Here is a 22,143-nt window from a genome sequence, read left to right as displayed (position 1 = left end):
CGGTAAGCAGGCAGATTGTCGAACAGAGCGATCTTAGTGTTTGTACCGGTCAACGGATTAAAGCCGGCGGGCTCGATGCCCGTTGTGACGCGTAGTGCTTGCAAGACCAACCTCAAAACGCCAATTCGCTCAAACCGATTGGCTTTTACAACAAATGCCTCGCCGTCCGCGCTTGTCAGGATAGCCGAGCGGCCTTTCAAACAGATAGAGCACGGCGGGTAGTTGATCACCGATGATCCTCCTAACAAAATCTGTTCCGAGACCATGCCGAAACAGTAGTCGAGCACGGCGACTTCGGGGCCTTACCGCCTCAGCCGAGGCAACAGCATTGTTGAGCGAGAAAATTTCATCCGTTTTGATGACCCCAACAGCTGCGTGAAACTCGCAAACAAGTCACCCAACATTACGCTGTCATCGACGATGAGAAACTTCGGCATGCGCGAGGCCCTCAGCGATATCCGCTGTTAAAACTGCTCCAGCTCGCGAACAAGATGTTAACCGACCGAACAGCCTTCTCCCCAAACGGGCGTCTGAACTATGCCAAGTCGGAACAAGGATCATGTCGCGGCGTTTTGATGTCGGCCATAACACAAGACGTCCAGTTCAAGACATGCAGCAGCGTCTGCGCCGCGCGCCTTGCGTGAGTGATCGACGCATGTTTTGAACGTTTGCCCACTTTGAGCCAACGCGAGTGTTTCGTGACGATCACCGGCACCCACAACGCCTCTCTGGTCGCCCTGTCCCTGATTATCGCGACGTTGGCGTCGTACGCCGCGCTCGATCTCGCCGGACGGATTAAGGCGACCACAGGCTGGGCATCGCGCGCCTGGCTTCTCACAGCGGCTGTTGCGCTCGGCGGCGGCATTTGGGCGATGCATTTCATCGCAATGCTGTCCTTCAGCATGCCCGGCATTCTAGTTGAGTACGATGCCGGGCTGACGATCTTCTCGTTCGTGTTACCGATTGTGGTAACTGGGTTCGGCTTCTTCATCGTCAAGAGACCTAGTTCGGGACGCGGCGCTCTCCTTGCCAGTGGTCTCGTCATGGGACTGGGCATTGCCGCTATGCACTACACCGGCATGGCCGCGATGAAGATGGGAGCCAGCCTGAGCTACAGGTGGGACTGGGCGGCGCTCTCGGTTCTCATTGCGATAGCCGCTGCGACAACCGCATTGGCTCTCGCCTTCAGTAACACTGGCCCAATACAGCGGGCCGCGGCCGCGATCATCATGGGCGTCGCCATTGCCGGCATGCACTACACGGCCATGGCCGCTGCACAGTTCACGACACACCCATCCGCCGTAACGCATGGCGATCATTTCGGGATCGGACAAGGCAGTCTCGCCACAGCCATCGCCGCCCTTACCTTCATCATTCTGGCGTTCAGCCTGATCGCTGCCAGTTTCGACCGGCGCTTTGCCGCTCTGGCGGAGAAAGAGGCTGAGGCGCTGCGGCGCAGCGAAGAGCAATTCCGCAGGCTTTACCGGGGAACCCCAGTGCCCCTGCATGCACTCAACAGCGACGGCCGTCTTGAACAGGTCAGTGATGCGTGGCTGGAGCTCCTTGGTCACCGTCGCGACCGGGTCATCGGCTCTCCGATCACTCACTTTATGACCGAAAATTCCGCCAGTCGCCGGATCGCGGTCGAGTGGGACACCCTCCTGAAAGCTGGTGTACTGCCCAACGCTCATCATCGGTTCGTCACACGAGCTGGTCGCATTCTGGATGTGATCGTCGCCGAACGCGTCGAACGCGACGAGCAGGGGCACTTTGTCCGTGTGGTTGGAGGGTTGTTGGACATCACGGAGCAAAAACGAGCTGAAGAAGCCCTCCGGCAGGCTCAAAAAATTGAAGCCGTTGGCCAGCTAACCGGAGGTGTTGCTCACGATTTCAACAATCTGCTTGCCGTGGTGATGGGGAATCTAGACCTGCTCAGAAAACGGCTCCCTCCTGATCCAAAGCTCGAACGTCTTGTTCAGAACGCCCTGCAGGGCGTGCAACGCGGCGCGGCGCTCACACAGCGAATGCTTTCCTTTGCGCGCCGGCAAGATCTCCGCGCAGAGGTGGTCGACGTTCCGGCGCTCGTTCGGGGCATGGAAGATTTGCTGCAAAGGTCCATTGGCCCACAAATCAGCGTCTTAACGCAGTTCCCGCTTGCAACCGTCCAGGCTTTTGTCGACGCGAACCAACTTGAAATGGCGATTCTGAATCTGGTTGTGAACGCTCGCGACGCCATGCCCGAGGGAGGGCGTATCGTGATTGCCGTCGATGCGGTTGACGCCCAGCCACGCGCCGAAGGTGACGGCTATATCCGTCTGTCTGTGAGGGATGAGGGAGAAGGCATGGACGATGCCACTTTGGCCAAAGCACGAGAGCCGTTCTTCACGACCAAGGGCGTAGGCAAAGGCACTGGGCTCGGGCTGTCGATGGTGCACGGCTTCGCAGAACAGTCGGGTGGACGGCTGGTGCTATTGAGCGAAAGGGGCAAGGGCACCACCGTAGAGGTCTGGCTCCCTGCAGCTCGCGCGGGGGAACAACCAGTCGAAGCTTCTGGGCCTGCGCAACCTGCCGTTCCGGTGACTCCCTCGCTGCGCATTTTGGTCGTCGATGACGACGCACTCGTCCGCATGAATGCGGTGGCCATGCTTGAGGATTTGGGTCATCAAGTCAACGAGGCATCATCCGGCTTGGAAGCTCTCAGTGTGCTCAATGAACATCGCTTCGACTTGCTGATCACGGATCAGGCGATGCCAAAAATGACCGGCGTGCAATTGGCGGAATCGGTCCGGGCCATTCTTCCGACCCTGCCGATCCTTGTGGCGACTGGTTACGCCGAATTACCCTCGGGTTCTTCGCTGCCACGTCTCAGCAAGCCATTCGACCAAGCTGGATTAGCACAGGCCATTGACGCGTGCTTGAATTCCGCGGCGCGCAATGTCGTGCCGTTCCCGATCCATGCAAGCTGAGTTGAGCAGCTTGGCGCAGCGAGCCCGGCGAATGGCCATCCGACTTGCCAGGTAGCGCGCTGTTTCGCCTTGCCGCATCTACGGTCCGTGAACCAGAAGCTCTAGCGATCGCCCGATCGAGGTCTCGTTTGCTCCCGAAGAACAGCGCATGATCGGTATGCCGGCGAACGATCCGGTAACTGATATACGTCGGCAATTGTCATGCGAGGGCACGATGCGCGTCTGCTCGAAGAAGATACGCTGGCCAGCAGCTGACGAATGCGTCACGAGCTGCCCGAGAGGAAAAGATAGTGGTCCTTTGACACGTGTCGTCTAGCCACCATAGGCCTCGCGGAAAGCCGCAGCAATCATCAGAAAGCTTCGCAGGGGGGAACCCTATAGACCGACGTCCGTTGGATCTGCGGAACAGCCACGGGAGGCGAAAATGAACTCGGTAGCTGCCACGCTTACATTTGTCGTAACAGCCGTGACGGTGACAGTCATGGCTATGTCTGATTCCCGGAACAATCATCCTCTATGCCGAGACGTTCGGCAGGGTTCTATCATCGACGTCATGAACTGCCGTCACGTCGGAATAGCCACGCCAAAGCATGCGCCCACAGCTGCCTCACCGGTTTTGCAGGCTAGTCTCGGGCGGCCAGTGCACTGATCCAAACAGCTAAAACTAGCGATCAGTCACTGCGTGGCGTCGCCAAGCGCTTCCTGATAAGAGCCACTGACGCCTCAAGCTCTGAAATCTTAGTCAGACAGAATTAGAGTTGCTGCTCGTACTGGGCGGGCGAAATTTCGCCGGCACCTATTTCCGTCAACGTGAAGCTCATTTTCGTCAGGTCGAGAATTTCTGCCAAACGGGCTTTCTGCTCCTCGCTGTAGACACGCGGCGCAGTGGCAAACTTCGATGTCCGCGAGGCCTGGACCAGGCCACGTTGCTCGTAGAAACGGATGGTCCTCAGCGAGACCCCGAATTCATCGGCGAGCTGTCTTATCGAGTATCCCATCGTGAGGCTCGCACCTGAGCGTGCAGGCTGCTGCAACGCGAAACAGCATCAGTTGATGCCGACTGATACCCCGTGCACCTCCGGTTGGATGCGACGATGAAATTGGACGGTCGCGGTCGACAGACGCCCCGTGGCCGCGGGGTCTCGTAGCTAAATCCAAAACCTTTTGTTTAACTTTTCAGGCTCTGTTCGCAGAAGTGTTCCGACATGCATTCATGCTTCAGGCTGTGCCATGACGCGTTTACCCATTGTCCTGGCGGTCCTAACTGCGGCCACCTTGATGGTGGCGCCCGCAGCAGCATTCGCCAATGACGCAGCGACGTCGTGCATCACTACGCACGACGACCTTCCCTATCGCATCAGGGTCACCATGTGCCGCTGTCTGGAGGCAAAAGCGAATTCCCTCAGAGGTTGGGTAGAGTGGATCTTCGTCGCCCGTTCCATCCGTCAAGCTGGCGACCTGAACGTCTGTACGTCAGCTGCGCTCAGCGGCTCGGCGACATTGCCACCCGTTCAAGAGCGCAGGGACGATATTGAGATCAGTCGAGCGACTGGGGATGTTACAGGGTCTTTAAGGCTTTCGCCGTCTTGGCTGATCCCCCGGCCGCGCGACCCGCTGCGCCGTCTACCAGCCGACATTGCCAGTCCATAAAGCTTCTATCCGGCGGCATTCGATGATATCGCACACGCGTGCTGCTCGACTATAATTGGTCCGATAGGAAGCGAATTACAAATTACGACGGGGAGAGTTACGGTTTGGATCAGCCCATCGATAACCTGATTAAGATATCCGCCGAGATTGTCGCGGCCTATGTCGGCAACAATAGTGTGGAGCCTGCCAACGTCCCGAACATCATCGACAGCGTTTATGCGGCGCTGACAAAGCTGGGCTCAGGTCCGGAGATGCTAGCCGCGGCAACCCTCGTACCGGCGGTCCCAATCCGTAAATCAGTGACTCCCGAGACAATTATCTGCCTTGAAAACGGAAAACGGTACAAGTCGCTGAAGCGACATCTTCGCACTGCCTACGGCCTTACGCCCGATCAATATCGCGCGAAATGGAATCTGCCTCCCGACTATCCCATGGTGGCGCCTGCACATTCGAAAGTGCGATCCGACGTGGCGATGTCAGTGTGGCGGGAGCGAAAGTCGAGCAAGCCTTCTAGCAAGCGCAAGCGGTCAGCTAAATCTGCAGTTTAGCGAGCATTGCTCAATCTGGGGTGGGATCGACCAAGCGGTTCAGTAGCGTAGCAAGCCCCGTAACGAGCTGAGCAGGGGCAAACGGCTTGGACAGCATCAAACTGTTGGGCACTCCACGAGCAGACCATTGTGAGGCGCTGTCGCCGCTCATGTAGATCACTGGCACGGCAGGCGCCGCCTCACGAACCTTTCGCGCCAAGTCCCATCCGTCGGCGCCGGTTCCCATGCGGATATCAGTCACCAGAGCTTTGACTTCGGTCGACCGCGCTTGGAAAGCCTTGATGGCTGATGGCACATGGTGCGCTGTGACGACATCAAAGCCCGCTTCAAGCAGCGTCTCCTCGACCTCCATGAGGATTATTGGCTCGTCCTCGACAACCAGGACCAGTGGTTTTTCCATTCGGTGCTCGCGGCCGACGGGGCAACATTATCCATGTGAATGGTTCGGTCCCGTACCATTTACCGTAAAAGCGGCTATCTTTCAAGTCGTAGATCCCGTGCGTCATCTTGCAGCACTAAACAGGCTGAGATAGGTGCCGTCGAAATCGGCTTCTTTGAGCAACGCGGTCCAATCCTCTAAGATAACGCTAGTGCCCTCTCGGCGGATAAGCCTTTTATCCCGCAGTACTTTTAGGGATCGGTTTACATGGACAAGCGATAGGCCGCAAATATCGGCAACCTGTTCTTGCCGCAGGTCTAAATCAAATCGGTTCTCTGCGGCCAGGCCCACCTGGCGAAGGCGCAGATAAATCTCACAATAGAGATGCCCGATCCGCGCCGTTGCAGATGTTCTTCCCATGGATGCGAGCGCGGCTCTGTGGCTTGCGCCCTCGATGGCAAGCCCCATCCAGATCAGTCGCGCCAAATGCGGTGAGGTGTCTACGAGGCGCCCAAGCTCCTCGTATGACCACGCATCCACTTCGCAGTCCGTCAGCGCGACCACATCGGTGGCGGTCTGCTTCAACAGGTACGCACTTAGACCCATCAGGTCGCCAGGCACCCCGATGCTCGTTATCTGTCGGCCACCCTCCAGCATAGTGTGCTCATGAGCGGCAAGTCCTGACCGGACCAGAAAGCAGGCTTGGGGGTAGGAGCCAACGTCCATGATCGCTTGGCCGCGACCGAAGCGCTGGGTATGGAACCTGACCGAACGGATGAGCCCGATTTCTTCGTCAGACAAGGTATCTCGCGACGAGAGCGCTCTCACCAACATATCCATCTTCTAGCTTCCGTGAGCGCACCCTTCACGCGCCGCTTAAGTTTGCAGATTGGGCTAACGGGTGGCCGATGATGGTCACGATTGACATCGATCAACCCGATTTGCCGGACCGAACCCCAATCTATCGATACCAACCGCTACTGCAAATAATGGCGCCTCTCCTCATTGGCGAGGCTGATGTTTCGCTTGCTCGATCGCGGCCTGGGCCAGCATGGATTCGAGCTTTGCCAGTAGCTCTGGCGAGAAAGAAATCTCGATGGTGTCTCCGGTATCAAGCGACAAGGTGATTGTTGATGACGTCCTTCCTGCCGGATCGACCATCACGCTCAACACATCCAACGCAGTGACATCAACAAAATCGGATTCCGCATGATCGAACGTGCCAGCCACGGTCGTGTCTCTCTCGTGTGAACGCGGTCACCAGCTTAGGCGCCGCCCCTCTCGCAGCGAACCCAATCTGACGCGTCAGGTTCCGGCGGATCCCTATCAGTTATTAATGATTAGCACGGAGGTTGTCCTCGCCTCCCACACGCCGCCGTCGCCGGCCTCGATCCCTATATCCTGAATGATTATTCATGGAACTTGCCCAAATCCATCGGGTTTTGAAAGCCGGCTGGGGAGCAAGGGAGAAACACCATGATCAAGAGCATTGCTTTGATCGCCGCGCTCGCCGTTGTCCCCATGAGCGCCATGTCGCAGACCAACCCCGGTGCGGCCGGTGGAGCCGTTGGCGGTGCTGCGACAGGCGCTGTTGGAGGCGCCCTTGTGGGTGGCCCGGTTGGGGCCGCCGCCGGTGCGATTGGCGGGGCTGCTGCAGGGGCCCTAGTAGGCGGCATCAGCTCGGAAAACCGGACTGAGTTTCGAACCTATGTGCGGGAACAGCGCGTTCCGTCAGTGACCTATCAGGAACAGGTCGTTGTGGGCGCCACGCTTCCCGAAACCGTCACGGTTCGTGAAGTCCCTGAGCAATACGGCAAGACCGAATATCGGTACACTGTCGTCAACGACAAGACGGTGCTCGTCGAGCCCAGGACGCGTCGCATCGTCCAGATCATCGACTGACGATTATCGAAGCGCGAAAGCAGCCCGCCCCATCCGGGGCGGGCTTTTCTCCGGCGTCATCTCTGCAGGACGAAGGACTCCACTCTCTACGCCTCTGCGAGCCCGGTAGGCCGTGGCCCATTCTCGATCGGCTCACGTAAGTCTGTCTCTCGGTGTGACGGGGGTAACCGACTATGCCAAGGCGCGGAGCGGAACTGTTTCAGACCTGCGCGATTGGCCATGTACAAGGCCGCGTCATCAGCTTGATGATAGACCTCGTCGATCATTCATCAACGCAGTAAGGCCATTCGGCCATATGCTTGTGCGGTAGCTAGGAGCGGGCCGGATGGCTTTGTTGAAGGCCGGCAGCCATCGCTTCGGCCGGTCGTCCGGTTTCCCCGGCCCGAAAGGGCTTGCGTACCGGCCGTGTTAAAACCGGGCAAACCCAGGGGCAACTGGGAGCAGTGCGGGTCGCAACCATCAAGAAGCCTGATGGCGTTATCAGCTGAAGATGCGGTCGGCCCCACAAGTGTCGTCAGAGCAATGACCTCAAATCTGGTTCCATTTCATCTCCAGCCCCGTAATGTGAGCGCAGGCGGGGAAACGTTCGATTCGCAAGGACGCGCCATGCTCAAAGTGCTCATCGTTGACGATAGCGAGATGCTGAGGGAGCTCTTCGCCGAATATTTAGAGGCGGTCGGTTTTTGTGTCGTGGGCGTCGTCGGCACGGTTCCCGAGGCGATAGAAGCCGCTCATGCAAAATGCCCTGACGTCGCCCTGCTTGATTATCAATTGGGAAGGCAGTTAGGCCCCGAGATATTCGCGCAAGTGCCGCCGCCACAGAGGCCCGCGATTCTGTATCTCTCAGGCAGGCCTCTCGATCAGATGCTTACCACCGCCAATGCTGAAGCTTATATTCAAAAGCCTGTCAGTTTGCAGGACTTAGCTGCGGCATTGACGGCTGTATGGGTTCGAAGGACTAGTGGGTCGGCGTCCAATATCGCCGTTCCGAACTGCCTTCGTTGGCTCGACAGCTACGCTCGCAAGCTTACTCGGTTCGCCTAACGCCGATTATGTGGCAGTTGCTGACAGCATTCGGCAGCCTCGATGTCAGACGGCTATCCCTGCCCAAGAAGGACGCCGCGCCCGCCATGCGGCGGGCGGGATGGACTACTAAGCTACGGTCGGGGGCGCCACGTTTACCGCGGTGCCCTTGTCAGTCCCAACGCCTGTAGACACGTGCGCCGGAGCAGGAAAGCGTATGAATGCCGGTGCGGTCGCAAGGCTTGCAAAGGTCAGGTTCGTGGGGGGACGCCAGTGTCATGAGATGGCGCATCTCTTGTGACAAAACGGGCGGATAACCGGCAGCCGTTCACGAGATCAATCAGCCAAAAATTGTCGACACACGCGGCGCATCGGCCAATGCCTCGTCGAAGGCAAAGCGCTGCCAGCGTCGCGCGGCCGATGACGCGACAGCGCATTCAATGAAGTAAACGCCGCGCGCGCCGTCCGCCACCGTCGGGTAGTCGGCATCCAGGGGATCGGCGATGGTGCCCGCACGCCGAGCGCCGATCTCGGCAAAGACGCCGCGATAGACGTTGGCAAAGGCCTCAATGAAGCCTTCGGGGTGGCCTGCCGGAATCCGGCCGCCCCGGCGCGCCGCCTCGCATAGCCAGGGCGAGCCCCGCGTCAGGATCTGCGCCGGCCCGTCTCCGCGATGGTGGAAGAGCCGGTTAGGCTCCTCCTGCCTCCACTCCAGCGTGCCCTGCTCGCCTGAGACGCGCAGCCGTAGGTCGTTTTCGAGCCCCGCATTGATTTGCGACGCCACGAGCACGCCCCGCGCGCCGCCGTTATATCGCAGCAGGATGCTGGCATCGTCGTCGAGCGCCCGGCCCGGAACAAGCGCACCGAGATCGGCGATGAGTTCCTCTATTGCAAGTCCTGTCACCGTCGAAACCAGGTTCTCCGCGTGCGAGCCGATATCGCCGAGAGCGCCTGCGATGCCGCTGCGCGCGGGATCGGTGCGCCATCCGGCCTGCTTGTTGCCTGTCGCCTCCAGCGCGGTGGCGAGCCAGCCCTGATTATACTCGACCACGACCTTGCGGATCGCGCCGAGCGCGCCGGATCGCACCATCTCGCGCGCCTGTCGGATCATCGGATAGCCGGTGTAATTATAGGTCACGCCGAAGACGGTGCCGCGCCTGGCGACCGTCGCGACGAGCGCATCCGCCTGTTCGCTCGTATGTACCAGCGGCTTGTCGCAGACGACGTTGAAGCCGGCATCCGCGAAGGCCTGCGCGATCGGGAAATGGCTGTCGGTCGGCGTGACGATCACCACGGCATCGACACGCTCATCGGCCGGGCGCTTCAGCTCGGCTTCGAGCAGGCCCTGCCAGCTCGTATGGTTGTGTGCGTCCGGCACCCCGAGCGCGCGGCCCGAGGCCAGCGCTCGATCGGGTGTCGAGGAGAACGCGCCCGCGGCAAGCTCCGCAAGTCCGTCGAGCGCGATCGCATGGCGATGCACGGCGCCGATGAAGGCGCCCTGCCCGCCGCCGATCATGGCATAGCGCAGCCGGCGTGGGGATTGCTCGGTCATCCGGCGTCTCCGTGAAGCGATGCAGGCGGCCGCGCCGGCGAGGGGGCGGCCGCGGTCGATCCGCCGCCCTCAGAATGGCGAGTCGGGGAAGTAGAAGTCCTTCGCATTGCTCTTGTCGATCAGCACCGAGGGGATGATCGTCGTCGCCGGCAGCTTCTCGCTCTTGAGACGCGCCTCCGCGGTGAGCTTGATCGCGTCGTAGATGAACTTCGGCGAGTAGCTGACATTGGCCTGGATGCGCGGATCCTTGCTGTCGATGATCAGCTTGACCATGTCCTTCGCGCCGGCGCCGCCGAAGATCACCTTGATGTCCTTGCGGCCGGCCTGCTCGATGGCCCGGATGGCGCCGAAGGCCATGTCGTCATCGGCCGCCCAGATCGCGTCGATCTCCTTGAACCGGGTCAGGAAGTCCTGGGTCACCTTGTAGGCGTCGTCGCGGTTCCAGTTGGCGAATTTGGCGTCGAGCAGCTTGACGTCCGGATGGGCCTTCAGCACGGCGTTGAAGGCGTCCATGCGCTCGGTGTCGAGCGTGGTAGGGATGCCGCGCAACGCCACGACATTGCCCTTTCCGCCGAGCGTCTTGACGATGTATTCGGCAGGGATCCTGCCGAAGGCGGTGTTGTCGCCGGCGACATAGGCGTCCTGTGCCGCGGTGTCGGTCAGGCCGCGGTCGACCACGGTGACATAGGCGCCCTTGGCCTTCACATTCGCCACCGGACGCGTCAGCGCGGCCGACTCGAAGGGGAAGACGACGAGCGCGTTGATCCTGTTGACCGTGCTCAGGTCCTGAAGCTGGTTGGCCTGCTCAGTCGCATTGGCGGCGGTGCGGATCGTGATCTTGAGGTCCTTGTGCTTGGCCTCGAGATCCTTCTTGGCCTGGTTGGCCCAGTAGTTGATGCCGCCCATGAAGCTGTGCGTCGCGGCGGGAATGGAGACGCCGAGATTGACGGGCTCCGCGGCTGCGCCGGTCGCCGTGAAGGCAAGGCCCGCTGCGGCCGCAGCGAGCATGATGGAACGTCTGGTCTGCATGGACATCGTTCTCTCCCTTGACTGGCTGCCCTAGCGGCGGCCTTTCTGCAAAAACGCGACGATGATGATGACGAAGCCCTGCACGGCGGCGTTAAGGTAGACGCTGATCAGGCTCGTCAGATTGAGGATGTTGCTGATCACCGAGAGCAGGATCGCGCCGACCACCGTGCCGATGATGCTGCCCTGGCCGCCCTTGAGCGCGGCTCCGCCGACGATGACCGCCGCGATCGCCTCGAGCTCCCAGAGCAGGCCCGTGGTCGGAGAGGCCGAGGCCAGCCGCGGCACGTAGAACAGCGTGGCGATGCCGACGCAGATGCCCAGCAGCATATAGGTCAAGATCTTGACGCCCTCGACGTTGACGGCCGCATAGCGCGCGACGGTCTCGTTCGAGCCGATCGCCTGGACATGCCGGCCATAGGCCGTCTTGTTCAGGATCGCGGCGCCGATCAATGCGACGACGAGGAAGGCGACGACCGGGATCGGCACGCCCAGCACGCTGCCGTAATAGACTGGCGCATAGAGGTCGGCGAGGTTGTTCTGCAGCGTCAGCGCGCCGCCATCGGCGAAATAGGTGAGGTACGCCCGGTAGATCCCGAGCGTGCCCAGCGTCACGATGAAGGGCTCGATCCTGCCCTTCGCGATCAGCACGCCATGGGCGAGCCCGAACACCGCCCCCAGCAGCACCGCCAGAGCGGCGCCCGACACCACCGCGAGCAGAGGCGAGACGCCCGAGCCCGCCGCCCAGTTGATGAACATGATCACGCAGCCGGCGATCAGCGCCGCCATCGAGCCGACCGAGAGGTCAATCCCGCCCAGGATGATGACGAAGCACATGCCCACCGCGATGATGCCGATGAAGGCGGTGCGGGTCAGTACGTTGAGTGCGTTGTCGAGCGTGGCGAAATCGCCGTTCAGCGCCGCCCCGACGAGGCAAAGCACAACGAGCCCGAGCACGGGGCCGATGCTGGCGAGCCGTTCCGCCCAGGGCGTACCGGTCGGGCGGCGCAGATCGGCGGCGGCGCCGCCTCCTGTTTCAGGCTGCGACATCGCGCGTCCCCGTGGCATGAGCGATCATCTCGACCTCCGTCATGTCGGCGCCCGCGACGGTGGCGACCAACCGGCCGCCGCGCATCACCGCGACGCGATGCGCCAGCCCGATCAGCTCGATCAGCTCCGACGAGACCACGACGACCGCGAGCCCCTGCCGGGCGAGTTTCTGGATCAGGAAATAGATCTCGCGCTTGGCCCCGACATCGACGCCGCGCGTCGGCTCGTCGAGCACGACCACCTTCGGCTCGGGATGCAGCACCTTGGCGAGGGCGAGCTTCTGCTGGTTGCCGCCCGACAGCGAGGCCGCACGCATCGACAGCGAGCCGGCGCGGATGCCGAAGGCCTCGACGGCGTGTTCCATGGCCCGGCGTTCGGCACCGTGGTCGAGCCAGGGCCGGGCATAGCGCTCCAGCGCCATCAGGGTGAGATTGGGCGCGAGCGGGAAGTCGACATGCAGCCCCTTGCCCTTGCGATCCTCGCTCAGATAGCTCAGCCCGTGCCGGGTCGCGTGCTGGAGCGTCCGCAGCGTCACCGGCCGGCCGGCGACCTCGACGTCGCCCGTGCCCGGCCTCAGGCCGAGAATCCCCTCGAACAGCTCGGTCCGGCCCGCACCGACCAGACCCGCGAAGCCGAGGATCTCGCCCGGGCGCACCGCGAAAGAGACGCCCTGCGCCCAGCCCGGCACGGTGAAGCCCTCGACCTTGAGCACCGGCGCGGCGGTCTCGTCGAACGGCACCTTCTCCGGGAACAGGTCGGCGATCTCGCGCCCCACCATCATCGTCGCCATGTCGTGGCGGGACAAAGATGCGGTCGGCGCCCGGCCGACGAGGTTCCCGTCGCGCATCACGATCACCTCGTCGGAGATGCGCTCGACCTCGTCGAGCTTGTGCGAGATGTAGACGATGGTGACGCCATCGGCGCGCATCCGCTCGATCAGGGCGAAGAGCCGCGCGACCTCGGACGGCGTCAGCGTCGCCGTCGGCTCGTCCATGATCAGCAGGCGGGCCTTGCGCGACAGCGCCTTGGCGATCTCGACGAGCTGCTTCTCGGCGACGATCAGCCGCCGCACCGGCGTATCGGCCGCTCGCGCCAGGCCGACCTGGGCAAGCGCGGCATCGGCCTCCTGCCGCATCGCGGCCTCGTCGAGGAACCAGCCCTTGCGACGCTCATGGCCGAGGAAGATGTTGCCGGCGATCGTCAGATCCTCGGCAAGGTTGAACTCCTGATGGATCAGGACGATGCCGTGCGTCTCGGCGTCGCGCGAGCCGGAGAAGGCAACTTGTTCTCCCTCGACCAGCAGGCGGCCCTCGCTCGGCTGCTCATAGCCGCCGAGGATCTTCATCAGCGTTGATTTGCCGGCGCCGTTCTCGCCGAGCAGCCCATAGACGCGGCCGGGCTCCAGGGAAAACGAGACCCCATGCAGCACCTCGACCGGACCGAAGCGCTTGACGATACCGTCGAATGCGACGGACAGGCCGCGACCATCAGCGCTCATCGCAGGCCTCCGCTGATCGATGTCTGGCTTCGCAGCGTCTGGCTGGGCCGGATCTGTCTCGGCAAGGTCTGACCCGGCAGCGTCTGGCCACGCATGGCTTCGCGCATCGCCAGCACGCCCGCGCCGATCAGCCCGGTTTCCGGCCCCATCGGGGCCGAGGTGATCTCAAGATGGCGGGTCGAGAGCGCCAGCGAGCGCTGGTTCACGCTTTGGCGGATCGCGGCGAGGAACACCGGCCCAATCTGCGAGACGCCGCCGCCGATGAAAATATGCGACGGGTTGTAGAAGTTCACCAGCGCCGCCAGAACCTGCCCGATCAGCCGGCCGGAGCGGCGCACGATCGCATCGGCCTCGGCGTCGCCGGCCCGGCAGGCGGCGCCGATATCGCTGGCCTCGAGCCGTCCGGTCTCGGCGAGCCGCTGCGCTAGCCCCGCGCTGCGCCCTTTTTCCGCCGCCTCGCGGCCCATCGTAACGATCGCGGGCGCCGCCGCCATCGCCTCGACGCAGCCGCGATTGCCACAGCGGCAGAGCGGGCCTTCGGGATCGACGCAGATGTGGCCGACATCACCGGCCGAGCCGCTGGCGCCGCGATAGAGTTCGCCATGGCAGACGATCCCGCATCCGATCCCGGTGCCGACTTTGATGACAAGGAAATTCTCGATCTGCCGGCGCTGGCTCCAGAGCACGCCGAGCGCCATCAGGTTCACGTCGTTGTCGACGAAGACCGGCGCCTCGGTGATCTCGCGTAGATCGTCGCGGATGGCATAGCTGTCCCAGCCCGGCATCAGCGGCGGGTTGACCAGCTGCCCGGCAGCGAAATTGACCGGACCGGGCACGCCGATGCCCACCGCCAGCACCCGGTCGCGCGCGATCCCATTCTCCGCCAGCATGGCGGGCAGAAGGCTGCGCAGCCGCGCCATGATCGGCCCCGGGCCGGCCTGGACGTCGGCCTCCTGCGAATGCCGCGCGATGACGCTGAGATCGGGCCGCAGCAGCGCCACGTCGAGGCTGGTCGCGCCGATATCGACGCCGACGAGGACGCCGATGCGGCCATGCACGCGCAAGGTCTCGGGGCGTCGCCCCCCGGTCGAATGCTGGACGCCGGCCTCGTCGAGCAGGCCCTGGTCGAGCAGACCGGCCGCGAGCGCGTTGGTCTTGCTGCGCGAGAACCGCAGCGTATCGGAGAGGTCGTGGCGCGCGATCCCGCCGGCCCAGAACGCCGCTTCCAGCAGCGCGAGCTCGTCGGGACTCAAAGCGTGCCAGGGCAAAGCGATGGCGGCCTCCTGCGCTTCCTCGATCGGCCTTGTGGCGGCCGTTGCCCGAAAGCTAGGAACGAACCGCCCGGCCCCTCAAGACCGAACTTCGGCCTAGATCAGGCAGATGTCTGGATGAAGGCGGCGATGCGGCGGTGCCCGTCCGCTCTGGACCGGGCACATCGTCCCGCGCCATCCTGCGCCAAATGAAAAGGGACGAGCAATGCCGGCGACGATGAAAGGCCCTGCGATTTTTCTGGCGCAGTTTGCAGGCGACACAGCGCCATTCGACAGTTGGGCATCTATCACCGCCTGGGCGGCCGGGCTCGGGTATCGCGGCGTGCAATTGCCATCCTGGGACGCCCGCTTCATCGATCTCGCCCGCGCGGCCGAATCGCAGGCCTATTGCGACGAGATCGCGGGCATCGCGGCACAGAACGGCGTCGCGATCACCGAACTCTCGACGCATCTGCAGGGCCAGCTCGTCGCGGTGAACCCGGCCTATGACGCAGCGTTCGACGACTTCGCGCCGGCCGCCCTGCATGGTCGCCCGGTCGCACGTCAGGCCTGGGCGGTGGAGCAGCTCAAGCTCGCGGCCAGAGCCTCGCGCCGGCTCGGGCTCGCCGGTTCGGTGAGCTTTACCGGCGCGCTCGCCTGGCCCTTCGTCTATCCCTGGCCGCAGCGGCCCGCCGGCCTCGTCGAGGAGAGCTTCGGCGAGTTGGCCAAGCGCTGGCGGCCGATACTGGACGTCTATGAGGAGAACGGCGTCGATGTCGGCTTCGAGATCCATCCGGGCGAGGACGTCTTCGACGGCGCGACCTTCGAGCTGTTCCTGGAGCGTCTCGACGGCCATCCGCGCTGCCGGATCAACTACGACCCCTCGCATTTTCTGCTGCAGCAGCTCGACTATCTCGCCTTCATTGACATCTATCACGAGCGCATCAGCGCCTTCCATGTGAAGGATGCCGAGTTCCGGCCCAATGGCCGCCAGGGCGTCTATTCCGGCTTCGCGCCCTGGGTCGAGCGCGCCGGGCGCTTCCGCTCGCTTGGCGACGGCCACGTCGATTTCAAGGCGATCTTCTCCAAGCTCGCGCAGTACGGCTTCGCGGGCTGGCCGGTGCTGGAGTGGGAATGCGCGCTGAAGCACCCCGAGGACGGCGCCCGCGAGGGCGCACCCTTCATCGCCGAGCACATCATCCGCGTTACCGAGAAGGCCTTCGACGATTTTGCCGGCAGCGGCGATGCCAGGCTGGGGCGGCGAATGCTCGGTCTCGATCCGTAAGTTCCTAAGGCCATCGCTCGGGGGCGTATTTTAGCATGTTTATCTTCGACTCGGGCTCGTCGGTCGGTAGAAATTGCTCAATTGCGCATCTGGGACTCGCTCGTTTTCAGCTCAACGTTTTAACCGGCTACCATGATGCGCCTTGTTTACGATGAAAGGGATCGACGATGGCGAAGAACACCATTTGCGTTTGGTACGACAAGGACGCCGAAGCTGCGGCCCGCTTCTATGCCGCAACGTTCCCAGACAGCGCGATAACGGCCGTACACAAGGCGCCCGGCGACTACCCCTCCGGGAAGGAAGGCGATGTCCTCACGGTTGAATTCACCGTCGCCGGGGTTTCGTGCTTGGGCCTCACGGAGGAACTACATTCAAGCACACCGAAGCCTTCTCCTTCCAGATCGCGACGGAAGATCAGGAGGAGACCGATCGTTACTGGAATGCGATCGTCGGGAATGGTGGCCAGGAAAGCGAATGTGGTTGGTGCAAGGACCGCTGGGGCATCTCATGGCAAATCACACCGCGCGTTTTGACAGAGGCCATAGCGGCCGGGGGTGACGAGGCGAAGCGCGCATTCGCCGCGATGATGACGATGGGCAAAATCGATGTTGCGGAAATAGAAGCCGCGCGAAGAGGTTGAGCGCGGGAAACGAAAGGGCCGGCGCTATGCCATCGCCGCTATGATCACGGCTGAAAGGTAGGTCGCCTTCGCTGCAGAAGTTTGGCAAAAGCGTTCGGGCTCAGGCCAAATCACAGAGCGCGATTGGTCATGCCGACGGTGACCCGCCAAGAGACTGCTGAATGAGAATGCCCAGCGTCACCCAAGGTGGCCGCCAGGCCTCGGACCCCCGTAGCGAAAGCCGCTGCCGAATTTCCAGAGCTCGATCTGAGCCACCATTACATTCGCGTCTGACCGTGACATCCACCCGCTTCGAACCTTGCCGACAGACCCTGTGCAATCAGCCTCACTGGCTTCCGACTCGGTCTGATGTCCAAATCCGGCTGATCTAAACTAGCGTGGCGAGAGCGCATCACGTGTCCTATCCGCGCATCGGGGAATGTCAGGTTTTGGCCATGGCCTAAAGGTCAGCTAATGGCGCGTTTCGCCTGAATGCGTCAGCGAAAGTCGATCTGCTTGCCGGTCTCGCTCAAAGGGCAAGAGGAGGCGGCGGATATTGTAGGGCTGATCCCCGAGCATATTGAGGAGCGCCTCCCGCGCGCTCCAGCGTCGCTCGCTGCTCCTGCGTCGCGGACCCTCCTCAGATCTTCCCAACACTCAGTCCACGCCCCAGACCTCGGTCAGTTGCTCGAGGCTATCAAACAGCATCGGCTCGCCATCATCAGGGTAGACCGTCAACTGATCGTCTTGCTCCATGCGCCCGAACCGGCCCTTGCCGGCGGCGCCCTCGACCCATGGCTGCGTTTTCAGCCGCAGAAAGCGCTGGGGCCAAAGACGCGGGCTGCGGATCATCTGAATGTCGTCGCGCTTGCGCGCTTCTATCGCTTCGAGACTGCGGGCCATCGTTGTCTCCCTCCCATCATGACGATCGGCCTGATCCAAACGGTTGCGCCTCGAACCGAGTTTAGGCTTCTCCGGTTGGACCGAGCGGATGCGGCTCACCCCACAACGGCGAGGGCGGCACGCTCCCGTTGCTTTTCCTGTTCAAGGGTCGCCATGCGTCCCCCGAGTTCGACGAGAGCCATATCGACGAGCCGCTGCAGTGGTCGCTCATCCAAGCCGCGGACGATGCGGGCCGCGGCGCACAGGTGATCAGCCATCTCCGCTAAGGGCGGCACCGCGTGTTCTCCCAGCAGATGGAGCGAGCCCAGGAACTCGGTGGGCCGGCCTCGCCGGGCGTTGACGCAGGATGCAATCACCCGGACGGTTGCTACATCCTCACGGCCGACCAGACGCAAGACGACGTCGACCTTTCCGCCAAAATACGAGGCGCGCTCGGTCGCAGCGGCGAATGCTGGCTGATCGTCACGATGCAGGACACTGGCAAACAGACCCAGTTCGATCCCCGCCCGTCCCAGGTCGGTGTCGAAGCCGACTGCAGAGGCCAGTTCCTCCCCGAAGATGAGAAGGCGCTTGCTTACCAGCCAGCGGAACGAGCCGAGATAGCGGCCGCTGTGGAGGTCAGTCGTCATGGCGATAATCCAGGCAAGAGTTAGACCAGGGTTGGCCGAGAGGTCGGCAGAGCAACGTCCTTAACGCGCACGGGCGCCTTGAGGCGGGAACGGAAGGACACCGCCCTCCGCCACCGCCTTCCGCGTGACCAGCTCGGCCTTGGCCAGGCCGAGCAGCGTGGTTGCGACAGGATCGATCTTGATGACCTCGGCGATGAGGGCGTCGGTCATCCTGATCGCGTGATCGATCGAAGCTGGCGCCGGGTGCTCTGAGGACGGCGCCGTCATCAGCAGTTTAGCCCAGGCTTGCGGCCGTAGATCAGCGGCGGCCATGAATCCGGGCCGCAGGTCGGCGATTCCCCATAGAACGGGTTCACGCAGCCGGGAATGTCGCGGTCGGGATACATAGTCGTCGGGCTGACGCCGGGAACCCACTTGTCGGCAGCAGCAGAGCCCAGCGACTTGTCAGGCACAGCCGGATCCGCGGACTGCACTTCGGTCGGCAACGGCCAGCCGCCGTCCAGTTCGACCAGAGGGGATGAGAGCGAAGCCCGGGGATTAGGCGTTAGAGCCTCGAGGGGCCCGGGACGGTCCCACTGACCTTCCGGCCTGACCAGCACTGCCGCTCCCGAATTGACGTGGAGAGGCAGCATCACGCGGTCCGTCACCAGGTCCATCTCATAGTAGACCTCGTCGGTGAGGTAGCTCAGGCCTTCGCCTTCGCGCTGGGTAAATCCGAAGTGCTTCCAAAGCTTGAGCACCGGCGCAGCCGCCTGGCCGTAGAAGCGTTGGAACCCCTTGTCCTGGCCGAAGGCGATGGCAGCCCTCACCAAGCTCATCGCGAGCCCGCCACGGCAGCGGGGCAGCACCGCCAGGCGCTCGATCTTGATGAAGCTGCCGAAGTAGCGCAGCCGGATGCAGCCAGCCGGCTCGTCGCCGACATAGCCGAGCAGATGCGTGGCGCTGTAGTCGTTCCCGTCGACATCCTCCTGGTAGGGGATGCCTCGCTCCTCGACATAGGCCGCGCCGCGGATGGCGATGCATTTGAGCAGGTCGTCGAGGGAGTGAACGACCGTGACCGAGAGCTTCTTGGTGCCGGCCTGTGCCCCTGGGATGTAGTTGTCGTAGGGCTTGCGACCGGCAGCCGGGTCCGGCATCTCGCAGCTCATCAGCGTGCGCGAATGCAGGCGCTCAAACGTCGCGCCCATCTTGAAGCCCATCTTCTCGAAGAACGCCTTGGCCTTCTCGTTGGCGGCCTTGCAGAAAATTGGCAGGTCCTTGTTCTTCGCGCTGGTCATCTTCTCCATGACCAGGGACAGGCCGCCGCCGTGGCCCTTGGGGAGATGGATGAGCCAGAAGTAGAGCGCAGCGGCGCGCTGATGCGGCCGGCAGATGAACTTCAGATCAGGCCGCGCCGTATCGAGCTCGCCGTTGAAGAGCGCCACGGCGCCCTCATGCGTCAGGGGCAGATGGGCCAGAATCCCGATCGGCTGTGTGTCGGGCGCGTCGGCCCACTCGCGCGCGAACGCCGAGATCGTATCGGGGTTGTAACGATAGACGCGCATCACATCATCGAGCGACGCGAGTCCCGGAACATCCTGCCTTGCCATTTCCATGGAATGGCTGATGATTGCTTCGTTCGGGCTGAACGCTGCGTAGCCGCGTCCATAACTCGTGTAGTTGAGCGTGCGAAAATTCCGAACGCCCTTGTCTGCATTGAAATGCTCCTTCGAATAGTTGATTCCCATCACACTGATCCTTCTGGATACAACAGCAACACCGCAACCGTTAAACGTTAATCCAATTTGGATAGGGCGGGGATAGATTGGAAACGACGCACATGGGTCTCAGGAGTGCTCACGTCGAACCGCAGGCGGGCGTCAATCTGAACTGGGACGACATTCGGCTCTTCTTGAAGCTCGCGGAGCGCGGCAGCATTCGTGCCGTGGCCTTGGAGACCGGCCACTCGCCCGCGGCGCTCCGCGGGCGCATCAACGACCTCGAGGCGCAGACCGGCGCCCTGCTGTTCCAGCGCTCCAGAACGGGCATGACCCTCACCGAGACCGGCCGTCGCCTGCTCGTCGTAGCGGAGGGCATCCAGCGTCAGGCGCGCGTCTTCGCCACCCTGCCCGGCCGAGAGAAGGCGGCCCTACGCGCCAGTGTGAAGGTCGGCATCACAGAAGGCCTGGGCGTGTTCTGGCTGGCGCCCTTGTTCAGCGAACTGCGCCACAAGCACCCCGAGATCCAGTTCGACCTGCGCTGTTCGATGGCGCTGCCGAAGATCTCGGAACTGGAGGTTGATCTCGCCATTCAACTCGAAAAGCCGACCGATCCCGACCTGATGGTTCGCAAGATCGGAAGCCTGCACATCGTGCTGTTCGCCTCAGAGGCCTACATCGCCGCGCACGGCGCTCCTGCAAGCAAGACGGACATCCACGACTTCCACTTCATCGAGGTCGAGGGCCCCCAGATCCGCAGCGAGAGGGTCGAGGTCGAGATGACGAGGGAGGACAAGCGCCGTTTCGTCAATCTGAGGGTCAACAGCAGCTCGGCCCAGTTCGTGGCGGCGATCAGCGGGCTCGGTGTTACGGCCTTCCCGACCTATGCGCCCGTGGTCACCCAAGGCCTTGTCCATGTCGCGAAGGACTTTTTGCTCAAGCGCGACATCTGGCTGGCGTATCATCCGCAGTCTGCGACGCTGCCCCATGTCAGGCGCACGATCGACTGGATCGTCGCCTCCTTCGACCCTGCCCGCTTCCCTTGGTTTCGGGAGACCTATGTCAGCCCTGAAGACATCCAGACTTTCATGGATGAACGCCAACTGCGCAGCTTGGTGACGCCGGCGATCGAGCTCAATCTAACCGCGCTCGGGCCACGGACCGAGGAATGCCAACCGGTCAGACGTCCTCGACCTCGCCAAGCGTCTCGACCAGGTCGATAATCCGGCGCCTAACGGCCGCGCTCTTGATGCGCACGAACGCCTTGGTCAACTGCACGCCCTCGCTGCTCGCCATGAAATCCGAAACATGGGCGTTGACGCCCGGCTGGCTGAAGCTCTCGGCCGCCGCGTCACCTGTCGGGGCGCCCTCAAAGAAGAACGACACCGGGACGTCGAGCATGTTGGCGATCTGCTGAAGCCGGCTGGCGCTGATCCGGTTCGAACCCTTCTCGTATTTCTGGACTTGCTGGAAGGTCAGGCCCAAAGCGCCGCCGAGCTTGTCCTGGCTAACGCCAATGACGAGCCGCTGCATCCGGACTCGGGCGCCGACATGGCGATCGATGGGATTAGGCACCTTCTTCAGCATGGACGGCTTCCTGCGCGTGATGAGGTTGAGACAACAGCGCACAGTACAACGGAGTCAAGGCGAGTAGCCCCCGATACAGCGGCGGAGCTCAACAATCGCGCTTATCGAAAGACCAAGAGTGTTATCTGCGGAGGAACTGAACTCCCTGGGCATCACAACGACCGGACTGTCCGGTTCCAAGCAATGCGCCGAGTTGAGCTGTTGGCGCGAGCCCGCTACTGTAGCCGGAACTCGCTGCCCACCGCGCGCAGGTCGGCGGGGCCGATTAGGTCCTTGTGGCTCACCGTGACGCGGAAGAGCTTGCCGTCAAGCTTTGCCTGCCAAAACTCGAGGAAGCGGTTGAGTTCCGGAAAGCGGGGGGCGAGGTCGTAGTCCTGCCAGACATATTCCTGCAGGATCGCTGGGTGGTCGGGCATGCGGTAGATAATGCCGGCTGTGGTTAGTCCGTAGCCCGCGATCTGGCGGGCGAAGTCGCTCGAAGCCATGCCTGTCTGCTCCGTGGTTGCAACCCGCCGATGGCAACGCATCTGCAACGCGGATGCAAGCCAAAAAGTTGCGTTTGCGCTGCCTTTTCAGTCT

The 22,143-nt window shown here is 62.4% G+C and carries 21 protein-coding genes and 1 pseudogene; 7 read left to right on the top strand and 15 right to left on the bottom strand.

Features of this window, described 5'->3' with window-relative positions:
* Positions 1–698 precede the first annotated feature (698 nt).
* Positions 699–2,966 carry an MHYT domain-containing protein gene (locus ABIE41_RS06900; RefSeq protein WP_192645098.1) on the top strand — a complete coding sequence of 756 codons (2,268 nt, stop codon included), beginning with the start codon at positions 699–701 and terminating at the stop codon, positions 2,964–2,966.
* Positions 2,967–3,718: 752 nt separating this feature from the next.
* Here ABIE41_RS06900 and ABIE41_RS06895 read toward each other — a convergent pair.
* Positions 3,719–3,964 (bottom strand): MerR family transcriptional regulator, encoded by a 246-nt coding sequence (locus ABIE41_RS06895; protein WP_192645097.1) that lies wholly within the window; start codon positions 3,962–3,964, stop codon positions 3,719–3,721.
* A gap of 756 nt (positions 3,965–4,720) precedes the next feature.
* On the opposite strand from ABIE41_RS06895, the gene ABIE41_RS06890 reads away from it, so the two are divergent.
* Entirely contained in the window at positions 4,721–5,164 is a 444-nt protein-coding gene (locus tag ABIE41_RS06890) for a Ros/MucR family transcriptional regulator (protein WP_192645096.1), read from the top strand.
* Positions 5,165–5,174: 10 nt separating this feature from the next.
* Here ABIE41_RS06890 and ABIE41_RS06885 read toward each other — a convergent pair whose 3' ends face one another.
* From ABIE41_RS06885 to ABIE41_RS06875, 3 genes are all read right to left on the bottom strand, one after another.
* On the bottom strand, positions 5,175–5,564 hold the full coding sequence (locus ABIE41_RS06885; RefSeq protein WP_192645095.1) for a response regulator: 390 nt from the start codon (positions 5,562–5,564) through the stop codon (positions 5,175–5,177).
* Positions 5,565–5,666: 102 nt separating this feature from the next.
* On the bottom strand, positions 5,667–6,383 hold the full coding sequence (locus ABIE41_RS06880; protein ID WP_192645094.1) for a Crp/Fnr family transcriptional regulator: 717 nt from the start codon (positions 6,381–6,383) through the stop codon (positions 5,667–5,669).
* Between the two features lie 162 nt (positions 6,384–6,545).
* Positions 6,546–6,773 carry a hypothetical protein gene (locus ABIE41_RS06875; protein WP_192645093.1) on the bottom strand — a complete coding sequence of 76 codons (228 nt, stop codon included), beginning with the start codon at positions 6,771–6,773 and terminating at the stop codon, positions 6,546–6,548.
* A gap of 246 nt (positions 6,774–7,019) precedes the next feature.
* On the opposite strand from ABIE41_RS06875, the gene ABIE41_RS06870 reads away from it, so the two are divergent.
* Positions 7,020–7,445 (top strand): DUF1236 domain-containing protein, encoded by a 426-nt coding sequence (locus tag ABIE41_RS06870; protein WP_192645092.1) that lies wholly within the window; start codon positions 7,020–7,022, stop codon positions 7,443–7,445.
* A gap of 606 nt (positions 7,446–8,051) precedes the next feature.
* Positions 8,052–8,489, top strand: a complete 438-nt coding sequence (locus ABIE41_RS06865; RefSeq protein ID WP_192645091.1) for a response regulator — start codon at positions 8,052–8,054, stop codon at positions 8,487–8,489.
* 319 nt (positions 8,490–8,808) lie between these two features.
* Here the strand turns inward: ABIE41_RS06865 and ABIE41_RS06860 are convergent, their stop codons facing one another.
* The 5 genes from ABIE41_RS06860 to ABIE41_RS06840 form a co-directional block, all read right to left on the bottom strand.
* A complete protein-coding gene (locus ABIE41_RS06860) occupies positions 8,809–10,020 on the bottom strand; it encodes a Gfo/Idh/MocA family protein (RefSeq protein WP_192645090.1) in 1,212 nt (403 codons plus the stop codon).
* Between the two features lie 69 nt (positions 10,021–10,089).
* A complete protein-coding gene (locus tag ABIE41_RS06855; protein WP_210321104.1) occupies positions 10,090–11,049 on the bottom strand; it encodes a substrate-binding domain-containing protein in 960 nt (319 codons plus the stop codon).
* Positions 11,050–11,079: 30 nt separating this feature from the next.
* Positions 11,080–12,096, bottom strand: a complete 1,017-nt coding sequence (locus ABIE41_RS06850) for an ABC transporter permease (RefSeq protein WP_192645088.1) — start codon at positions 12,094–12,096, stop codon at positions 11,080–11,082.
* Positions 12,083–13,594, bottom strand: a complete 1,512-nt coding sequence (locus ABIE41_RS06845) for a sugar ABC transporter ATP-binding protein (RefSeq protein WP_192645087.1) — start codon at positions 13,592–13,594, stop codon at positions 12,083–12,085. The genes ABIE41_RS06850 and ABIE41_RS06845 overlap by 14 nt, the downstream gene beginning before the upstream one ends.
* Positions 13,591–14,862: an ROK family protein gene (locus ABIE41_RS06840; protein ID WP_192645086.1), complete on the bottom strand. Its 1,272-nt coding sequence runs from the start codon at positions 14,860–14,862 to the stop codon at positions 13,591–13,593. Before ABIE41_RS06840 ends, ABIE41_RS06845 begins: the two co-directional genes overlap by 4 nt.
* Before the next feature lie 208 nt (positions 14,863–15,070).
* Here ABIE41_RS06840 and ABIE41_RS06835 point away from each other — a divergent pair, with 208 nt between their 5' ends.
* A complete protein-coding gene (locus ABIE41_RS06835) occupies positions 15,071–16,129 on the top strand; it encodes a sugar phosphate isomerase/epimerase family protein (RefSeq protein WP_192645085.1) in 1,059 nt (352 codons plus the stop codon).
* 167 nt (positions 16,130–16,296) lie between these two features.
* Positions 16,297–16,769 (top strand): annotated as a pseudogene (locus ABIE41_RS06830) (VOC family protein).
* A gap of 636 nt (positions 16,770–17,405) precedes the next feature.
* Here ABIE41_RS06830 and ABIE41_RS06825 read toward each other — a convergent pair.
* The 4 genes from ABIE41_RS06825 to ABIE41_RS06810 all read right to left on the bottom strand — a co-directional run bounded on the left by ABIE41_RS06825 (position 17,406) and on the right by ABIE41_RS06810 (position 20,007).
* Positions 17,406–17,651, bottom strand: a complete 246-nt coding sequence (locus ABIE41_RS06825) for a hypothetical protein (RefSeq protein ID WP_192645084.1) — start codon at positions 17,649–17,651, stop codon at positions 17,406–17,408.
* Between the two features lie 95 nt (positions 17,652–17,746).
* Complete coding sequence (locus ABIE41_RS06820; RefSeq protein WP_192645083.1) at positions 17,747–18,280, bottom strand: hypothetical protein; 534 nt, start codon at positions 18,278–18,280, stop codon at positions 17,747–17,749.
* A 60-nt stretch (positions 18,281–18,340) separates the two neighbouring features.
* The gene (locus ABIE41_RS06815; protein ID WP_192645082.1) at positions 18,341–18,490 is read right to left on the bottom strand and encodes a hypothetical protein; all 150 of its coding nucleotides are present in this window, start codon (positions 18,488–18,490) and stop codon (positions 18,341–18,343) included.
* Positions 18,491–18,546: 56 nt separating this feature from the next.
* A complete protein-coding gene (locus tag ABIE41_RS06810) occupies positions 18,547–20,007 on the bottom strand; it encodes a GNAT family N-acetyltransferase (protein ID WP_192645081.1) in 1,461 nt (486 codons plus the stop codon).
* A 92-nt stretch (positions 20,008–20,099) separates the two neighbouring features.
* Between ABIE41_RS06810 and ABIE41_RS06805 the strand changes: the two genes are divergently transcribed.
* Positions 20,100–21,200 (top strand): LysR family transcriptional regulator, encoded by a 1,101-nt coding sequence (locus ABIE41_RS06805; RefSeq protein ID WP_192645080.1) that lies wholly within the window; start codon positions 20,100–20,102, stop codon positions 21,198–21,200.
* On the opposite strand, the gene ABIE41_RS06800 is transcribed toward ABIE41_RS06805, so the two are convergent.
* Together ABIE41_RS06800 and ABIE41_RS06795 are read right to left on the bottom strand one after the other, a co-directional pair.
* Positions 21,157–21,564 carry a helix-turn-helix domain-containing protein gene (locus ABIE41_RS06800; RefSeq protein WP_192645079.1) on the bottom strand — a complete coding sequence of 136 codons (408 nt, stop codon included), beginning with the start codon at positions 21,562–21,564 and terminating at the stop codon, positions 21,157–21,159. The two genes, ABIE41_RS06805 and ABIE41_RS06800, sit on opposite strands and share 44 nt — an antisense overlap.
* 215 nt (positions 21,565–21,779) lie before the next feature.
* Positions 21,780–22,049 (bottom strand): usg protein, encoded by a 270-nt coding sequence (locus tag ABIE41_RS06795; RefSeq protein WP_192645078.1) that lies wholly within the window; start codon positions 22,047–22,049, stop codon positions 21,780–21,782.
* Between the last annotated feature and the right edge of the window lie 94 nt (positions 22,050–22,143).

The sequence above is a fragment of the Bosea sp. OAE506 genome, from assembly GCF_040546595.1.
Classification (GTDB): domain Bacteria; phylum Pseudomonadota; class Alphaproteobacteria; order Rhizobiales; family Beijerinckiaceae; genus Allobosea.
The sequence above is the reverse complement of the archived record's forward strand: the minus strand, read 5'-3'. Positions and strand labels throughout refer to the sequence as shown.